The sequence below is a fragment of the Streptococcus infantis genome (genome assembly GCF_047463615.1).
Classification (GTDB): Bacteria; Bacillota; Bacilli; order Lactobacillales; family Streptococcaceae; genus Streptococcus; species Streptococcus infantis_X.
The window spans coordinates 1-16,220 of sequence record NZ_JASHDO010000007.1; the positions used below are offsets into that span (position 1 = coordinate 1).

The 16,220-nt window shown below is 40.9% G+C and carries 16 protein-coding genes and 3 pseudogenes; all 19 read right to left on the reverse strand.

Annotation, left to right across the window (positions count from 1 at the left end; all coding sequences use genetic code 11):
• Positions 1–72, reverse strand: a pseudogene (locus QM874_RS07020) (transposase); the annotation flags it as partial.
• A 119-nt stretch (positions 73–191) separates the two neighbouring features.
• A complete protein-coding gene (locus QM874_RS07025) occupies positions 192–680 on the reverse strand; it encodes a prolyl-tRNA synthetase associated domain-containing protein (RefSeq protein WP_414316757.1) in 489 nt (162 codons plus the stop codon).
• Between the two features lie 98 nt (positions 681–778).
• Complete coding sequence (locus QM874_RS07030) at positions 779–1,015, reverse strand: hypothetical protein (protein ID WP_414316758.1); 237 nt, start codon at positions 1,013–1,015, stop codon at positions 779–781.
• Between the two features lie 87 nt (positions 1,016–1,102).
• The gene (locus QM874_RS07035) at positions 1,103–1,606 is read right to left on the reverse strand and encodes a DUF6630 family protein (RefSeq protein WP_414316759.1); all 504 of its coding nucleotides are present in this window, start codon (positions 1,604–1,606) and stop codon (positions 1,103–1,105) included.
• A gap of 418 nt (positions 1,607–2,024) precedes the next feature.
• Positions 2,025–2,282, reverse strand: a complete 258-nt coding sequence (locus QM874_RS07040) for a metal-sensitive transcriptional regulator (protein ID WP_414316760.1) — start codon at positions 2,280–2,282, stop codon at positions 2,025–2,027.
• Between the two features lie 86 nt (positions 2,283–2,368).
• A complete protein-coding gene (locus tag QM874_RS07045; protein WP_414316761.1) occupies positions 2,369–3,223 on the reverse strand; it encodes a VOC family protein in 855 nt (284 codons plus the stop codon).
• 129 nt (positions 3,224–3,352) lie between these two features.
• Positions 3,353–4,855, reverse strand: a complete 1,503-nt coding sequence (locus tag QM874_RS07050; RefSeq protein ID WP_414316762.1) for a zinc ABC transporter substrate-binding protein AdcA — start codon at positions 4,853–4,855, stop codon at positions 3,353–3,355.
• A 9-nt stretch (positions 4,856–4,864) separates the two neighbouring features.
• Positions 4,865–5,671, reverse strand: coding sequence for a metal ABC transporter permease (locus QM874_RS07055; RefSeq protein ID WP_414316763.1), 807 nt, complete (start codon positions 5,669–5,671; stop codon positions 4,865–4,867).
• The gene (locus QM874_RS07060; RefSeq protein WP_414316764.1) at positions 5,664–6,368 is read right to left on the reverse strand and encodes a metal ABC transporter ATP-binding protein; all 705 of its coding nucleotides are present in this window, start codon (positions 6,366–6,368) and stop codon (positions 5,664–5,666) included. The genes QM874_RS07055 and QM874_RS07060 overlap by 8 nt, the downstream gene beginning before the upstream one ends.
• The gene (gene adcR / locus QM874_RS07065) at positions 6,368–6,808 is read right to left on the reverse strand and encodes a zinc-dependent transcriptional regulator AdcR (RefSeq protein ID WP_414316765.1); all 441 of its coding nucleotides are present in this window, start codon (positions 6,806–6,808) and stop codon (positions 6,368–6,370) included. Before adcR ends, QM874_RS07060 begins: the two co-directional genes overlap by 1 nt.
• Before the next feature lie 244 nt (positions 6,809–7,052).
• Positions 7,053–9,086 carry a cell surface ecto-5'-nucleotidase Nt5e gene (gene nt5e / locus QM874_RS07070; protein WP_414316766.1) on the reverse strand — a complete coding sequence of 678 codons (2,034 nt, stop codon included), beginning with the start codon at positions 9,084–9,086 and terminating at the stop codon, positions 7,053–7,055.
• Between the two features lie 144 nt (positions 9,087–9,230).
• Entirely contained in the window at positions 9,231–10,499 is a 1,269-nt protein-coding gene (gene dltD, locus QM874_RS07075; protein WP_414316767.1) for a D-alanyl-lipoteichoic acid biosynthesis protein DltD, read from the reverse strand.
• On the reverse strand, positions 10,492–10,731 hold the full coding sequence (gene dltC / locus QM874_RS07080) for a D-alanine--poly(phosphoribitol) ligase subunit DltC (RefSeq protein ID WP_061853292.1): 240 nt from the start codon (positions 10,729–10,731) through the stop codon (positions 10,492–10,494). The genes dltD and dltC overlap by 8 nt, the downstream gene beginning before the upstream one ends.
• 14 nt (positions 10,732–10,745) lie before the next feature.
• On the reverse strand, positions 10,746–11,990 hold the full coding sequence (gene dltB, locus QM874_RS07085) for a D-alanyl-lipoteichoic acid biosynthesis protein DltB (RefSeq protein WP_414316768.1): 1,245 nt from the start codon (positions 11,988–11,990) through the stop codon (positions 10,746–10,748).
• A complete protein-coding gene (gene dltA, locus QM874_RS07090) occupies positions 11,987–13,537 on the reverse strand; it encodes a D-alanine--poly(phosphoribitol) ligase subunit DltA (RefSeq protein ID WP_414316769.1) in 1,551 nt (516 codons plus the stop codon). Before dltA ends, dltB begins: the two co-directional genes overlap by 4 nt.
• 20 nt (positions 13,538–13,557) lie before the next feature.
• Complete coding sequence (locus tag QM874_RS07095) at positions 13,558–13,689, reverse strand: teichoic acid D-Ala incorporation-associated protein DltX (protein WP_000358457.1); 132 nt, start codon at positions 13,687–13,689, stop codon at positions 13,558–13,560.
• Between the two features lie 233 nt (positions 13,690–13,922).
• Positions 13,923–14,134 (reverse strand): annotated as a pseudogene (locus QM874_RS07100) (aquaporin); the annotation flags it as partial.
• Positions 14,129–14,394 (reverse strand): annotated as a pseudogene (locus tag QM874_RS07105) (FAD-dependent oxidoreductase); the annotation flags it as partial. The pseudogenes QM874_RS07100 and QM874_RS07105, both read right to left, overlap by 6 nt.
• Positions 14,395–14,587: 193 nt before the next feature.
• Positions 14,588–16,096, reverse strand: coding sequence for a glycerol kinase GlpK (glpK, locus tag QM874_RS07110; RefSeq protein WP_414316770.1), 1,509 nt, complete (start codon positions 16,094–16,096; stop codon positions 14,588–14,590).
• Positions 16,097–16,220 lie beyond the last annotated feature (124 nt).

A 16,220-nucleotide genomic window follows, 5' to 3' on the forward strand; every position in this document is an offset into this window, starting at 1 on the left:
AAGCTTCTCTAAGCTATAGCCTTGTTTTCTAAGTTCATAGATCTGAACTTTATCATCATAAGTTAATTTCATAATAAAAACACCCCAAAAGTTAGATTTTTATGTCTAACTTTTGGGGTGCAGTTCAGTCAACACTTGATAGTAGGCGTTTTTCTAATTTTGAAAACTTGGTAGTCATCCTCTTTTGAGCTTTATAATTCAAGGATATGAGCTTGATAGCCAATGGCTTCTAAGAATTTCAGTAAATCTGTCCTATCTAAAAAGAGGGTTTTCTCGTTAGTATTAGGATGAAAACTCATCCGTTTTTCCGACATAATTTCTTTGTCGAAATAAACTTGAATATCTTTGTCAGCATTGTTAAGCAAACCAAAGGGAGAAACAACTCCTGCGGGCAAGCTCATTTTTTCAAAGAGACTCTCAGAAGAAGCCATACGAATCCTATTTGCCCCTATCAAATCCTTCAATAACTCCATATCCAGACGTTTTTTATCATCCATAATGACAAGATAAAAAGCTGTTTTCTTTTTGTTAGTTAGAAACATGGTTTTGGTGCGAACACCTTCGATTCCTTCGATGAAGCTATCTGCTTGCTCAGTCGTTAGGGCAGGCTCATGCTCCACAACTTCAAAGGGAATAGCTAACTCTTCTAGCTTTTCCACTACTTTAGTGTACGATTCCATCTTGCCACCTCCTAGGCTTATGTTCGTAGCTAAAACTGGATTTTAAGGATTATCAGTCCCATTTACACTTTTAAGACAAGAACTTTTTTGGACTTAAGCTATGATTCCACAGCTGATGACGAATACACCTTCCAACTAGCTTTAGCCTCTGTCCGTTCCACCACAAAGCCACAAGGCAGATCCGCAACTTGATTGATAGACTCATCTAGTTTACATGCTTCAGCTAGGGAAATAAGGCGGACGTCCTCTAGGGTATGATCTTCCGAACACAAGAATTGCCACATCCCATCCTCTTTATCGTGGGAGATTAAGGTGATGGGATTTTTCCCATCCATAACATGTTGTCAAACGATTCAGGCCGTGTTAGGTGCATTCTTAAAAGCAAAAATCATCTTGGACTCGCTCCTTTAATCTACTAGCAATTACATATTTTTGGCATAGTCAAAGCGCTGATTTACTTTTTGACTAAGGGTGATAAGGCTCGATAAATCTCTTACTTGACACGGAAAGAGGACATAGCTATCGCTATCAATATCCATAGCTGCTAGACAGAAGCCTCGCGACTCCCACTCCTGATCCAGAGTTTGAGCCCACAGCGGAATATCCCCATCCTCTTTGAGTAACTCCTCCTGCAGAGGAAGCTTGTATTTCTTAACCAAGGATTCTAGCTCATAGAGAAAATCTTCCTTCTCCGTATTCCAATCTAACTCCACAAAACTACCACTTTCTAGCAACTCATCTGCTAGGCCAATCCATTGGAGAGTAGCCTCGTCATCCTCTGCATCGATACAACGTTCATCATATCGATCAGCATGCTCTTGGAAATAAGCTTGCGGTGTCTCAAAACAGACTTTCAAACTTTCTAAAATTTCCTGATTACTGGTTAATAGTTGAGCGATTTCTAAGTAGGTTTCACTTGTTCTCATATCTGTTCTAACACTCCAATTTTTAAAATCAGGCAGTATGCTCTGCTCTAAGATGGCTTGTGAATCACGAAAAACAATACTTCCACATCCAAGCCTGTTTTTCCATAAATGATCGTATGGATTTGTAACACTAATTTCGCAAGAAAGTCTATCTGCCCCTTTACTCTGATAGACTTGCACAAAATCCGGTCCCAATGGTCCAGCTTAAAACTTGATTAGCTCATCTGAGATAAGAATCGTATCATTTGCTATCTGTCAAGATCCTTTCAGATAAGTCTAGCAAATCTCCTCTGTCAACTTCATCTGCGTAACTTGAGACAATGTTGCCATCATGTTCTTCTACTAGCTTTTTGACATTTTACAAGGAGTCGCTTTTTTACCTCAACATTCACTACTATTATATCATAGAAGGAGCAGTTTACTTACGTTTAATCAAGTATTGAACAGCTTTTTCTAAACGTTCCTTCTGGGATTGGGGATCCTCTAGAGGGTCATTGATACAAGCCGTTAAATTTTCCGTAATGATTAACTCAATCACACGATCAACACTGGATCGAACTGCTGTTAATTGAGTAAGGATATCGACACAATCACGCTCCTCCTCTATCATTTTTTGGATCCCCCGCAATTGACCTTCAGAGCGTTTGAGGCGAGTAATGTACTTTGATTTTGTCATCTCTTTTTCCTTGAACAATTTTTCCTCATTATATCTCTAATGAAAACCCTTGTCAAAAGTATCTCTTTCCTTAAAGCTAAAACCTTTTAGCCCTCCACCCTCACTCGAGTAACAATGCCGTCTTTATCAGTCATGCTGAATTCTGAAGACGAAAACCACTGAGTTGTCGTCTTGCCAGTTTGAGATTGAGCAAATACTTTTAATAATTCCTCTTTGTTCTCAACTTCCACCACATAGTAGGCTAGGCCTGTCAATCCATTCTCACGTCGAGCTAAACTTTTTCCTCCCCATTCATTAACAGCTAAATGGTGATGGTAATCCCCTGATGCTATCCAACTGGCATGTGGAATCGTGAATTTATCCTCAAGACCAAGAGACTCTTGATAAAAAGAACTCGACTCTCGACTATTCTTAACAGATAGGTGAACATGGCCCATACGAGTGCCTTCTGCGATCACAAAAGGCTCTAGGTCTCGTCCTAGTTCATAGATAGCTTGGGCAGACAGCTCTTCTGTCACACCAATAATTCGCCCGTCCTCTCGAATGTCCCACTCGGTCACAGGCTTGTCTCTATAGAGCTCAATGCCATTACCCTCCCGGTCTTCAAGATAGATAGCTTCACTATAGCCATGATCAGCTCCACCAACTAATGGAATCTTTAAGTCTAACAAGTGTTTAAAAACATTAGCCAAATCTTCACGACTTGGCAAAAGAAGGGCCATATGATAAAGACCATAACTTTGCTTAGGATTGCTAATGTCATCTGTCTTAATTAGCCGAACTAGCGGTTTCCCACCGGCACCTAAAAGAACTTCTTTTTCCGATTGATTCAAAATCTCCAAACCAAGTAATTGGTGATAAAAAGCAGTCTGACCTGCTAAATCTCTAACATTTAAAGACACCTCTGCCAAATGAATGCGACTATTATACTCGTAAACCATAGAAAACCTCTTTTGTTGTAACTATTTTTGTTACACCTATTATACACCCTTATCAACCAATGTCAATCCAGATGCTTAGAGATGAAAAAACAAGAAAAATCCTCCCCATGTAGGAAGGATTGTCTAGATTTAATGAGCCAACATTTCTTGGGCAATCTCTTGACCTGATAAGCCATCTGGATAGTAGGTTGGCCAGTTGTCCATCTCTTCAAAGAGGGCTTCTTGACTAGTGCCTCCAAAAAAGATATGGAAATGCTCTGCCTTGACTGGGGCGATATTGTGGTCGCTGAATTGAACATACTTGAATTGTCCAGCGTCCGCATCTGTCGCTTCAAAGAGATAACGGACTCCACGATTCCCTTTCTTATAAGTCAGGATTTTCTTGCCGACATACTTGTAAGTATATTTCTTACTTTGGCCACCTTGGATGAATTCCATAGTATTATCTGTAATATTAATCTTGCTTACATCTGTTTGGTAACCTTTTTGATAGTAGGCCTTGTACTCATCCTTAGTCATCTTGCCAGTCAATTTAGCCTTGTAGTCAAATACTTGGTCAAGAGTCCCATTTTCAAGGAAAGGATAAACTGACTGCCAGTTACCAGCATAATCACTTAGGGTACGGTCCTTAACATCTGCATCCTCAAAGTAACCATTTTGAACGGTTTTAGTTTCCTCTGCCTTTTCTGGTTCAATCTCTGCTCCTGCCTGATCAGTTGTCTGCTTGAGGGCCTTGAAGTTTTTCTCCATAACAGAGATGTAATTCTCACCGGCTTTCATGTCCTCTTCTGTCAAGCTTTCAAGAGGATTCAGAACATCTAGCTTGACACCGGTTTCTTTTGAGAGGGTATTAGCTAGGGCTTGTGAGGCATTTTCTTCAAAGTAGATATAAGAAATCTTATTTTTCTTAATGTATTCGGTCAATTCTGCCAAACGGCTTGCTGAAGGCTCCGCATCTGGGGAAAGACCTGAGATAGAAACTTGATTGAGTCCGTAGTCTAAAGCTAAGTAACGAAAGGCAGCGTGTTGAGTCACAAAACTCTTTTGTTTTGCACTAGAAAGTCCTTCAGTATAGGCCTTGTCCAGAGCTTGCAATTTCTCGATATAGGCAGCTGCATTTTGTTCAAAAGTCGCCTTCTTATCTGGATAGTCAGCTGATAAACTGTCACGTATGTGCTCTACAAGCTTAATGGCACGCGCAGGAGACAACCATACGTGAGGATCATACTCGTGATGATGGCCTTCTTCGCCATGGTCATGGTCTTCCTCTTCTTCACTACCTGGAAGAAGCAACATATCTCCAGTAGCCTTGATTGTTTTTACTTTTTTTGCATCTAGAGATTCTAAAAGCTTAGGAACCCAAGTTTCCATATTTTCATTCTCATAAACAAAGGCATCAGCATCTTGGATTTTAGCGACTGCCTTAGGTGAGGGTTCATAGTCATGTGGCTCTGTTCCAGCCCCGATTAAGAGTTCGACATTGGCTGTGTCGCCTGCTACTTGCTTGGTAAATTCGTATACAGGATAGAAAGTTGCGACGATATTTAATTTCCCGTCTGCTTGTCTTTGATTGGAACAAGCGACTAAGAACAAGGTCACAAGACTTGCCAAAAGTAGGCCTAGTTTTTTCATGTACTTCTCCTATTTGATAAAACGTTTGAGTAAACTGACTAATAAGAAGACAACTACAAAGATAATGGTAATACTTGCACTTGGTGGTGTCTCTGCATAATAGGAAATATAGAGTCCCGCCACCATACCTAGAAATCCAATGGCACTAGCTAGAATCATCACGGAACTAAAGTTCTTCCCTAAACGCAACGCAATACTAGCTGGCAAGACCATGATAGTCGATACTAAAAGAGCACCCGCTGCTGGTATCATGAGGGCAATAGCCACACCAGTTACCATGTTAAAGAGGATAGACATGGTACGCACAGGAAGACCATCGACAAAAGCTGTATCCTCGTCAAAAGTTAGAATATACATAGGCCTTAAAAAGAGGAAGGTCAGAATTAAAACAACCGCTGCAATAACAAAGAGGCTAATGACCTGCTCTTGACTAATAGTCACGATAGAACCAAAAAGATACTGATCCAGACTCATCGAACTAGAACTCTTCCCCTTACTCATAACAATAAGTGAAACTGCAAGTCCTGTAGACATGAGAATGGCTGTCCCAATCTCCATAAAGCTCTTATAAACCGTACGGAGATACTCAAGGAAGACCGCTGCAATCAAGACAATCACAATGGTTGAAATGGTCGGAGAAATTCCTAAAACCAAGCCAAAGGCAACCCCTGAAAGCGAGACGTGACTCAGAGTATCACTCATAAGACTCTGACGACGCAAGATAAGGAAGGTCCCCAGAACTGGTGAAAAGAGACTCATGGCAATAACAGCCAAAAAGGCCCGCTGCATAAAATCATAAGACAGTAGATTAAGCATGGTCCACCTCCTGATCACTTTCATGGACGTTGAAGCAACGCCATGGCGAATCTTGGTCACGAACAAGGTGAATATTACGATCTGCGTAGTCTTTGACTTCTTCTGGATCATGGGTAATCATCAAAACAGCCTTGCCATGATGGTGGGCACTATGGTGCATGAGTTCATAAAACTCATCCTTGGTCCCCGCATCCATTCCTGTCGTCGGCTCATCCAAGATAAAGATATCAGGATCCGAAGCAAACATACGTGCAATAACAGCCCTCTGCTTTTGCCCACCAGAGAGGGAACCAATGCGTTTATCCCGATGTTCCCACATACCAACAGAGTTTAAACTAGCCTTGATATGTTCTTCATCGTGAGCATTCAAACGGCGGAACCAGCCCTTTCTTGGATAACGACCGGATTTAACAAATTCATAAACAGTACTTGGAAAGCCTGCGTTAAAACTTGCAATCTGCTGGGGAAGATAGGCAATTCTTAATTTCTTCCCATGAATATTAGTCTTTGAAATGGTAACTTTGCCAAATCTTGGTTGTAAAATACCTAGACTAGCCTTGATAAGAGTAGTCTTTGCCGCTCCATTTTCTCCTGTCAGTGTGACAAACTCCCCACTATCAACACTGTAATTGATATGCTCAAGCACCGGTTCCTTGTCATAATAGAAGGACAAATCCTCTACTGTGATGTATCTCATTACTTGATTTCTCCTACTAAAGCAGTTAAAAACCGCTGGATAATTTTTTGTTCGTTTGGTGTGAACTGAGTGGCAACCTGCTCATAAGTCGAGAGGGTATGCTCATGATGATGCTGGTGTTCCTCAGCAATAGGTCGAGCCAAGTCTGTCAATTGATAGAAGACAACGCGAGCATCCTTAGGATCCTTAGACGTTTCTAACATTCCCTCCTTAACCAGGGATTTGATAGCCTTGGTAACGGCAGCTTGACTGACATTGAGACGACGCGCCAACTCAGAGTTGGTGAGCGACTCCTCTGATAAAAGCATGAGAATATGCTCCTGCGTATTCGTCAAGGCCACATCACTGGTGCAATGACCGATGAGAATTTCATGTTGGTTTTCCGCCTTGAGAATAATCTCATTTAAAAAACGATCGATATCTTTTGCCAACTGTCTCATGATTTGCTCCTTTCTCAGAACGGAATTTCTATAAATATAAGGTTTTCATACTCTTCAAAAATCAAATTCAAACCACGTCAGCTTCGTCTTGGCGTACTCAAGTACAGCCTGCGTCTCGCTTCCTAGTTTGCTCTTTGATTTTTATTGAGTATCACACCATTCCTTTACTAGTTAAGTATATCACATCCAAGCAAGGAGTCAAGAAAAAAGATGAAAACACCTGAGATGTTTTCATCTTTTAGAATTATTTTTCTTGTTTACGGCTAGTCCAGAGGGCTGTCGCTCCAAGAATCATACCAAGTAGCATCATGAAAATAGATTGTTCACTACCTGTATTTGGAAGTAATTTTTCTGATACGACTGTCTTGTTGGCAAATTTATCTGCAACCTTATAATAAACTTTTACAGTAGAAGGTTGAGTCGGTTTTGTCGCTTGGTCTTCTACTGGTTTAGCTGGATCTTGCTCTTTACCTTCTTCAGGAAGTTTAAATGTTTTTGAGTCCACAGAAATCGTGCGTGAATTTGGATTTACCTTTTCATACTGAGTCAAATCAGCTGTTTTGAGATAGTCTTCAAAGGCAGCATCCATTGAAGGACCTTCTTCTCTAGCACCACCAAGCATGGTATAACCGTCACCACCTGCTGCAAGGAAGTCATTGGTTGCTAGGTAGTAGATTTTCGCCAAATCTAGTTTTTCATAAAGACCAGTTGCACGATTCTTCACTTGAATAGCCAAGACGCGTTTACCTGCGACTAGGTTTGTATCGTAGTAGACCTTGGCTCCTGAAATCTGTAAGAATCCACCACTTGGTTCTAGCAATGGTTGACCATTTTCATCCAAGACAGTTTTTCCTGCCTTATCAACCTGCAAGATAGAGCCGAGAGATTTTTCAAACATATCCAGAACTTGCTGACCAGTTACTTGAATTTGTGAGATGGTGTTTCCAAATGGCAAGACTGCAATGACATTTCCTTTTGTAATTGGCTTATCTTTGGCAATCGTTTCACGCAAGCCACCACCATTTGTCACAGCGATGTCTGTTGGATGACTAAATCCTGTTTGACCATACTGGTAGAGAGAATCTGCGACGACATTTCCAAGGTTGGTTTCACGGACACGAACATTTTCACGGTCACCGTTCAATTCAACTGGGCTATTTGAAACAACTTCTATAGCATTTTCAGCGTCATACTTTTGTTTGATGTCCTTGACAAGTTTTTCAATTTTTGGATTAGCTTCCAATTTCTTAGCATCTGCAGCCGCAATGAGCGAAGGATTTCCCAATAATTGGCGAGATTTGTAAGTAATTTTACCAACATTATGGAGATAGCTTCCTGTCTGGTTGTAGGTCACATTGTCCCCATAGGTAGTAGATTCTACTGTATGAGAGTGACCATCAATAACAGTGACACGTTTACCTTTCAGAAGAGGATTTTTTGAAAGTGCTTCTGCAAGTGTTGAACCGCGCCATTCTACTGGTGTTGTTGTATCAACTCCCAAGTGAGCGAGAACAACATAGTGTTTGTAGTCTTTGCCTTCTGCCAAGGCTTTAGCTTGAATTTCTTCGATAACCTTGTTAACCTCTGCAATAGGTTCTGTAAAGGTTACGCCTTTAACATTTTTAGGGTGGGTCTTGGTAGCTGTTTCAGGTGTTGTCACACCGATGACAACAAATTCATCACCTGCAACATCCTTGTTCTTATCAACAATTGTTGCTGCTTCAAATAGACGAGCTCCATTAACATAAGTATTTGAGCTAAGCAGTGGGAAGTTCAAGATTTCTTTGTATTTTTTAGCTTCGTCAAGTCCAAAGTCAAACTCGTGATTTCCTACAGCCATAGCATCGTAGCCCATCTCATTTAGGATTTTGGCACGAGCTTCACCCTTTGTAGAGTTTGAAATCGGCAGACCTTGGAAGGCATCACCTGCATCCACTACTAGAGTCGTTTGGTTGCCCTTTTCTCGCTCCTTCTCAATAACTGTCGCGAGCTTGGCATCTCCAATTACTCCTTTTTCTTCTACAATACGACCATGCACGTCATTGGTATGCAAGATAACAGTATCTGCTTCTTCTTTTTGAGGTGCAACCTCTTCAGCTGGTGTTGCCGTACTTGTAACAACCTCAGGAGTCGCTGCTACTACTGGTGCTTCTGCAGTGCTCACAACTTCTGTAACTTCTGAAGAACTAGTATTTTCTTCAGCATAGACTTGTCCAGCTAAAAAGGCTGGAGCTAATAGGGCTGTCGATAGGACAGGCAACAAGAAACGTTTATTCATTTTGGAATCCCTTTCCCTTCTTCTTTCTTCTACCATTATACGCTATTTATCATGATTTTAAAACTTTTAGCCTTTTTGAAGGTAACCTATCCGACATTTCATAAAAAAAGTCTGAACAAAAAGCTCAAACTCTTTTCTATATTATTATTGAAAATCTTTGATCTTTCCATCATAGGTCGCCCAGTCCTTACTGAAGAAACGGTCATTCATTTTATAGTCTGGAGCTGGAGTCGGATCCGTTAAGAAGGGATTGACAACCTTATCAAAAGCCAGCCACCCCAACCAACCAATGTGAATAGTGTCCTTGACAAAGTAGGGATCTCCGCCTTTTTTAGAAAAGTCAGCAATGTTGGTGAAACCTTGACTTTCTAACTGGTAACGAATTTTTTCAACAGCATGTTGGTACATTTCCTCGCTGAGCCCTGTATGGGCCATCCATTTTTTATTGACAGGCTGGATCACAAAAAGGACATTGACCTTTGATTTTGCAAATTGATTGAGAACCAACTGCAAATCATTATATTCAGACGACTTGAGGAAATTGTAATTTTTTTGATAGCCCTTATACTTCTCGAGGTAGTCTTTCACCTGAGTCTTATAAAATTGATTTTCAATTCCCATATCGTTATTATTGGTATTGGCTTCTGCATCCTTTCGAGCAATTTTTTCTAACTCCTCATAAGAAAATTGATCCGGAAGATCTTTTAAATAGTTCTCCACATGTTCCTTGTACTTGAGTTTTCCTCGAATGGAAAATTGCCCAAATAGAGAGGCCTGACGCTCATTAAAACGTGCAAAAGCCTTGATAATAGCATGATCAACCTCTGATAATTCCTCACCCTTTGACAGTTTCTCAACGATACCCTTCATAGAGACTCCAGGATTTTGCTTTAAGAGACGTTTAGCCGCATGTTTGGCTCCTATATCTCCCGATTGATTTTCTAAAAAGGCTGTCAACTGATCGTTGTTAAAGTAGTTTTGGAAGAAGGCTGGCTCATAGTCCTCCTCTGTAAACCACTGAGGGGAAATGACAAATACTGCCTGCTTTTCCTCGATTTCTGGTAAGATTTGTTGCATACCGAAATACTGGTTAAGCGAGGCTGCTCCTGCTTGACCCAAAAAATAGGGGCGGTAGGGACGACTATATTTCTCCGCCAAAACCGCTGGGTGCATGCTATCAAAACGAATCCACTCACTTGAGCCAAAAAAGGGAATAAAGCGCATATTAGGTTCCGTAAAGGCTCTCACTTTTTGACTTCTCTCTTTAAAACTTTCCGAACTAATCGCTGCTGCAGAATATTTTTCTTCAGTCAAATTATGACTCGGATTGTTTGGATAGAAAAAGATCAGTAAGAAAACAAGAAAACTAGCAAGAAGCAGAGGGCCTAAGATTAACCACAAACGCTTAAGCATTCTGCAACTCCCTAATGCCTGCTACAATTTTATTGGCTGTATTCCAGTCATCACGACCGAACTCTGTCACTGGAACACGAATGTCAAAACGATTTTCGATTTCCACGATTAATTCAACTGTTCCCATACTGTCCAAGACACCTGCATCGAAAAGATCTTCATCCATCATGTCAGAAACATCTTCCATAAATAATTCATCAATAATTTCAATAACTTCTGATTTGATATCCATTTTTTAATTTCCTTCTATTTTTTAAACCACAAATCATTCAAAAATCCAGAAAAGATTAAGAATGAAATCATCACGACATGGAAGGTTATCACCATGCCAAGTAACTGAGCCCAACGATTCTCAAGCAATGGAGGTCGCCCTGCTTTCTTACGTTCCTTATTGAGCGTTTTTTTCTTCCGAACCCAGGCATCATTCATGACTAAGCCTAGTCCATGAAAGAGTCCGTAGGCAATGTAAAACCAAGTTAGTCCATGCCAGAACCCCATAAGGAGCATGTTCAGGATATAGGCAATACTTGAAGTCACATTTCGATTCTTAAAAAGCTTCTTTCTCGTCATCAACATGACCATGCGCATAAAAATAAAATCACGGAACCAGAAAGATAAACTCATATGCCAACGATTCCAAAACTCCTTCAAATCCCTTGATAAAAAAGGTTTGTTGAAGTTAATCGGACTACGAATTCCCATCAGATTTGAAATTGCCAAAGCAAACATAGAGTAACCTGCAAAGTCAAAGAAGAGTTCCAAACCAAATGCATACATGACTGCGACTACATAATAGTTAAAGACGCCACCTGTCTGTAAAGCTAGATTCTTTAGAGGTGGTAATAAAATCTCGCCTAAAATATGAGCTAGAATAAATTTATACAGAAATCCCCACATGATATACCGAACGGACTCGGCTAGCATATCCATCAACTCATCGCGCTCTGGAATTGTCTGATAATTTTCATTAAAACGTTTGAAACGATCAATAGGACCACTTGAAAATGTCGGCATAAAGAGAAGAAAACGCAAATACTCCCACATCTTCAAATCCTTAATGACTCCATCTCGAAGTTCGATGATGATTCCTACCGAACGAAATGTCAAATAAGAAATTCCCAAGAACCCAAGCAAAGACTGCGTTCCATTGATAGCCGGTTGCACCTTGACAAAGATAATCGGAAGGAGGGACAGAAAACTAACGAGGTAGAATACCCACTTGCCATCCTTACTTTTTCGATAGTACTTGTAGAAAAGCAGGAGCAATATTTCCCAGCACAGATAAATACCCAAGGCAGCCAATTGATTGGTCTTACCTCCCGTCAACATGGTAACGATAAAGAAGAGACTAACCAGTATTTCATACCAGGCAAAACGTTTTTTGAAAAAAAGTCCGATAAAGATTGGCAAGGTAGCAGTAATCACGTACAAAAAGTACTGCGGATTCCCATACGGCTCAATATGAGGCAGCTGTTTCAGGAAATCCATCATCTATTATTCACCTCGTTAATTAATCCTTTGATATCAATCTTGCCATTTGGAGTCAGTGGCAATTCCTTTCTGTAAAGGAACTTAGACGGCATCATGTAAGACATCATGATATCCTCCAAATCTTCCTTAATGGCTTTGGTAATATCAATTTCGCGCTCAAACTGTTCCTTGACCCCATCTTTTAAGATGACATAGGCTAAGAGATTTTGGACCTTGTGATCTTTGTTGTAGCGCGGTACTGCAACAGCAGATTCAACGTACTTGGATTTGTTCAAGTTTTGAGAGACATCCTCTAGTTCAATACGATAGCCATTAAACTTGATCTGGAAGTCCATCCGTCCACCATAGAGAAGGAGGCCTTCGTCCGTCATGGTTCCGACATCGCCTGTGTGGTAAGCTGGAAGACCTTCAAATTCGAAGAAGGCTTCTGTTGTTTTCTCTGGATTATTCATATAACCTTTTGAAACAGCCGGTCCAGACACGATGATTTCCCCTTGCGCCCCATTTGGCAATTTGTTGCCTGCCTCATCAATGATGAAGGTTGGAGAGTCTTTTTTGGTATAACCGATTGGCAAGCGTTTAAGAGTCGCTAACATCTCATCTGTAATAGCGACTGCCGACAAAGCTACCGTCGCTTCCGTTGGGCCGTAGGCATTGATGATGCGTGCATTTGGGAAACGCTCGCGCAATTTCTGAGCGGTTTTAACGGTCAACTCCTCCCCATCAAAGTAGAAATGGGTAATCCCTGGCATCTTTTCAGCATTGAAATCTTCAGACAACATGGCCATATCTGCGAAAGATGGTGTTGAAGTCCAAATCGCAATCGGAAGAGAAAAGATAGTTGCAAAGAGTTGTTTGAAGTCTTGAGTGATGGCTGACGGAAGAGCAAAAAGGGTTCCTCCAAGAGCCAAGGTCGGTGCCCAATACATGACAGACAAGTCAAAGGAATAGGGTGGTTGCGCCAACATTTGCGGACGCTCTGGCGTTGCAAATTCCTTGTCTGTAATCATCCAGTTGGTAAAGCTGAGCAAGTTATCGTGCGAAATTTGCACCCCTTTTGGTTTCCCAGTTGTCCCTGAGGTAAAGATAATGTAGTAGTTATCATCCCCTTTTACCGGATGTTGCAAGTCATAAGCATTCTGAGCCACATAAGCTTCACGCACTTGCTCCAAGGACATGATTGGAGCAGCTGGGTTTTCCAATGGAAATTCATTGATGGCGATGATTAAGCTTGGCTCTGCCACTTCAAGAATAGCAGACACGCGCTCCAAGGCCGAATGGCTATCGATTGGAATATAGGCATGACCAGACTTAGTCAGAGCTACAAAGGTAGCCAACATTTCATACTCCTGACCACCAAAAACGACTACTGGAGATTTTTCAGGTAATCCTAGCTGATCAATGGTTGCAGCCAAACTATCTGAATCAGCCTTTAAATCACCATAAGTGTGCTCTTGCCCTAAGACATTGTATACTGGAAAGGTAGGTTGAGTTTGGGCGAAATATTCAATCGCTTCAATCATATCTTTTATAGGCTTATTAGACACGATGATTCTTCTCCTTTAAACTAAAATTCATTGTAAATAAAACTTCCCTGACTTTGTCCTAGGTAACTAAAAAAGTAAAGCAAACCAAGTAGAACAATAAAATACAGGACAGTTTGTCCTAAAAAAACATAGATTGGTTTCTTTTTATCCATAATTAACTTCTTTTTGTAAATTTTCAATAATTTTATGCAAATATACATTTACTATTTTTCTTGTTCCCATTTTACCACTTTATCATGCTAATTTTCAACTGTTTACCGTCATTTAAAAGTTGGTTTTAGCTTACTTTAAGATAAGTTAAAATATCAATATTTTTGCCATCAAAAATGACAAAAAAGAGCCTGAGACTTCCATCTCAAACTCTGTTGCAAATAGCTCTTTTATCTTAGAAAAGTGAGAATACGAGGACAGCCAAGGCTACACCGAGGATAGGTCCTACAACTGGAATCCAAGCATAAGACCAGTCCCCATCTCCCTTGTTTGGAATTGGAAGAAGGCTGTGTATGATGCGAGGACCAAGATCACAAGCTGGGTTCAAGGCATAACCAGTTGTCCCCCCAGTGAAAGGCCGATACCGACAATCAACGGTCCCACTGCACGTTCAGACACTGTATCTGAGACTACTTCTACGTCAAATTGCTTGAGGTAACGAAGGCTTCCGTGAACCAATTTTGTTGAACAGCTTGATGTTCCTTCTGGGAAATCCTGCATTTCAATTAAACTAGTCGCAAGCCCACTAGCTGCCGCCTACAAGGCTACACCAGTCCCTGTAATTCCTCCACCGATAATCAAGAGGTCCAGGGTACGTTCCTGCATTTTTTAATTAATAATTCACGTGTTTTCTTTGAAAATTCCATATTTACACACTTTTTAACTGAGTCGCTTTATTCTTCCAGTATTATACTCTTCGAAAATCTCTTCAAACCACGTCAGCGTCGCCTTACCGTAGGTATGGTTACTGACTTCGTCAGTTCTATCCACAACCTCAAAGCAGTGCTTTGAGCAACCTGTGGCTAGCTTCCTAATTTGCTCTTTGATTTTCATTGAGTATTAGTCATCGATTTCCGCAAAGACTTGGGTTGCTTTCACAGCCTTCTTCCAGCCCTTGTAAAGTTGTTCCTTGCGCGATTCGTTCATAGATGGCTCAAAGAGTTCTCCTGTCTCGTTCAAGAGTTTCAACTCATCCAAGTCCTTCCAGTAGCCTACTGACAAACCTGCTAGGAAGGCTGCTCCTAGAGCAGTTGTTTCCAAGTTTTTGGCGCGTGCGATGTCGATTCCCAAGATGTCCGCTTGGAACTGCATGAGGAAATTGTTCATAGCTGCACCGCCATCCACCTTCAAGACTTGGATAGCTGTCTGAGCATCCACTTGCATGGTATCGATGATGTCACGTACTTGATAGGCGATAGATTGAAGAGTTGCCTTGATAAAGTCTTCTTTGCTTGTTCCACGAGTCAAACCAAAGACAGAACCGCGAGCATTTTGGTTCCAGTATGGAGCACCTAGACCTGTAAAGGCTGGAACGACATAAACTTCATCATCGTTGTGAGAATCACGAGCATATTTTTCAGATTCTGGTGAGTTCTCTACCATACGAAGTCCATCACGAAGCCATTGAATGGCACTTCCTGCGATGAAGATAGAACCTTCCAAGGCATAGTAAACCTTGCCGTTGATTCCGTAACCAATCGTTGTCAAGAGATTATTTTCAGACAACTGCATCTCTTCACCCGTATTCATGATGATGAAAGAACCTGTTCCATAAGTATTCTTGACCATACCTGGTTCAAAGGCCAACTGTCCAAAGAGAGCTGCTTGTTGGTCTCCAGCCATACCCGAGATTGGTACTTGTCCACCATAGAAATGGAAAGGAGTTGTCTGACCATAGAGTTCAGAATTTGAACGAACTTCTGGGAGCATAGCTTTAGGAATGTTGAGGATTTCCAAAATCTCATCATCCCATTTGAGTTCTTTAATGTTATAAAGCATGGTACGGGCTGCATTGGAGTAGTCAGTCACGTGAGCTGCACCGTCAGTCAATTTCCAAACCAACCAAGTATCAATCGTACCAAAGAGCAACTCACCCTTTTCAGCTCTCTCTTGAGCACCTTCTACATGGTCCAAAATCCAGCGAACCTTAGTAGCTGAGAAATAAGCATCGATGATTAAACCAGTCTTTTCATGGAATTTCTCTACATAACCTTGTTTTTTTAGCTGTTCAGCCAAAGGCGCTGTCTGACGAGACTGCCAAACGATAGCGTTGTAGATAGGAAGACCTGTTTTCTTATCCCAAACAACTGTCGTTTCACGCTGGTTGGTAATCCCGATAGCTTGGATTTGATTTGGCTTGATACCACTTTCGATAAAAGCCCCAGCGATTACAGATTGGACAGAGTTCCAAATTTCATTTGCATTGTGCTCAACCCAACCTGCTTGTGGGAAGATTTGTGTGAATTCTTTTTGACTCGAGCTAACCTTTTCCCCTTTTTTGTTGAAAATAATGGCACGAGAACTGGTAGTTCCTTGGTCAATAGCCATGATGTATTTTTCTTGTGACATGTTCTGTCCTCCTGATAAAGATCTTGAGGTTATTTCCTCTTTACACTAACTAGTATACAAAATAAAACGCTTTCTTGTTTATCAAATTTTTAAAATTTTAAAAATTTTTGATAAGATTGTGAGA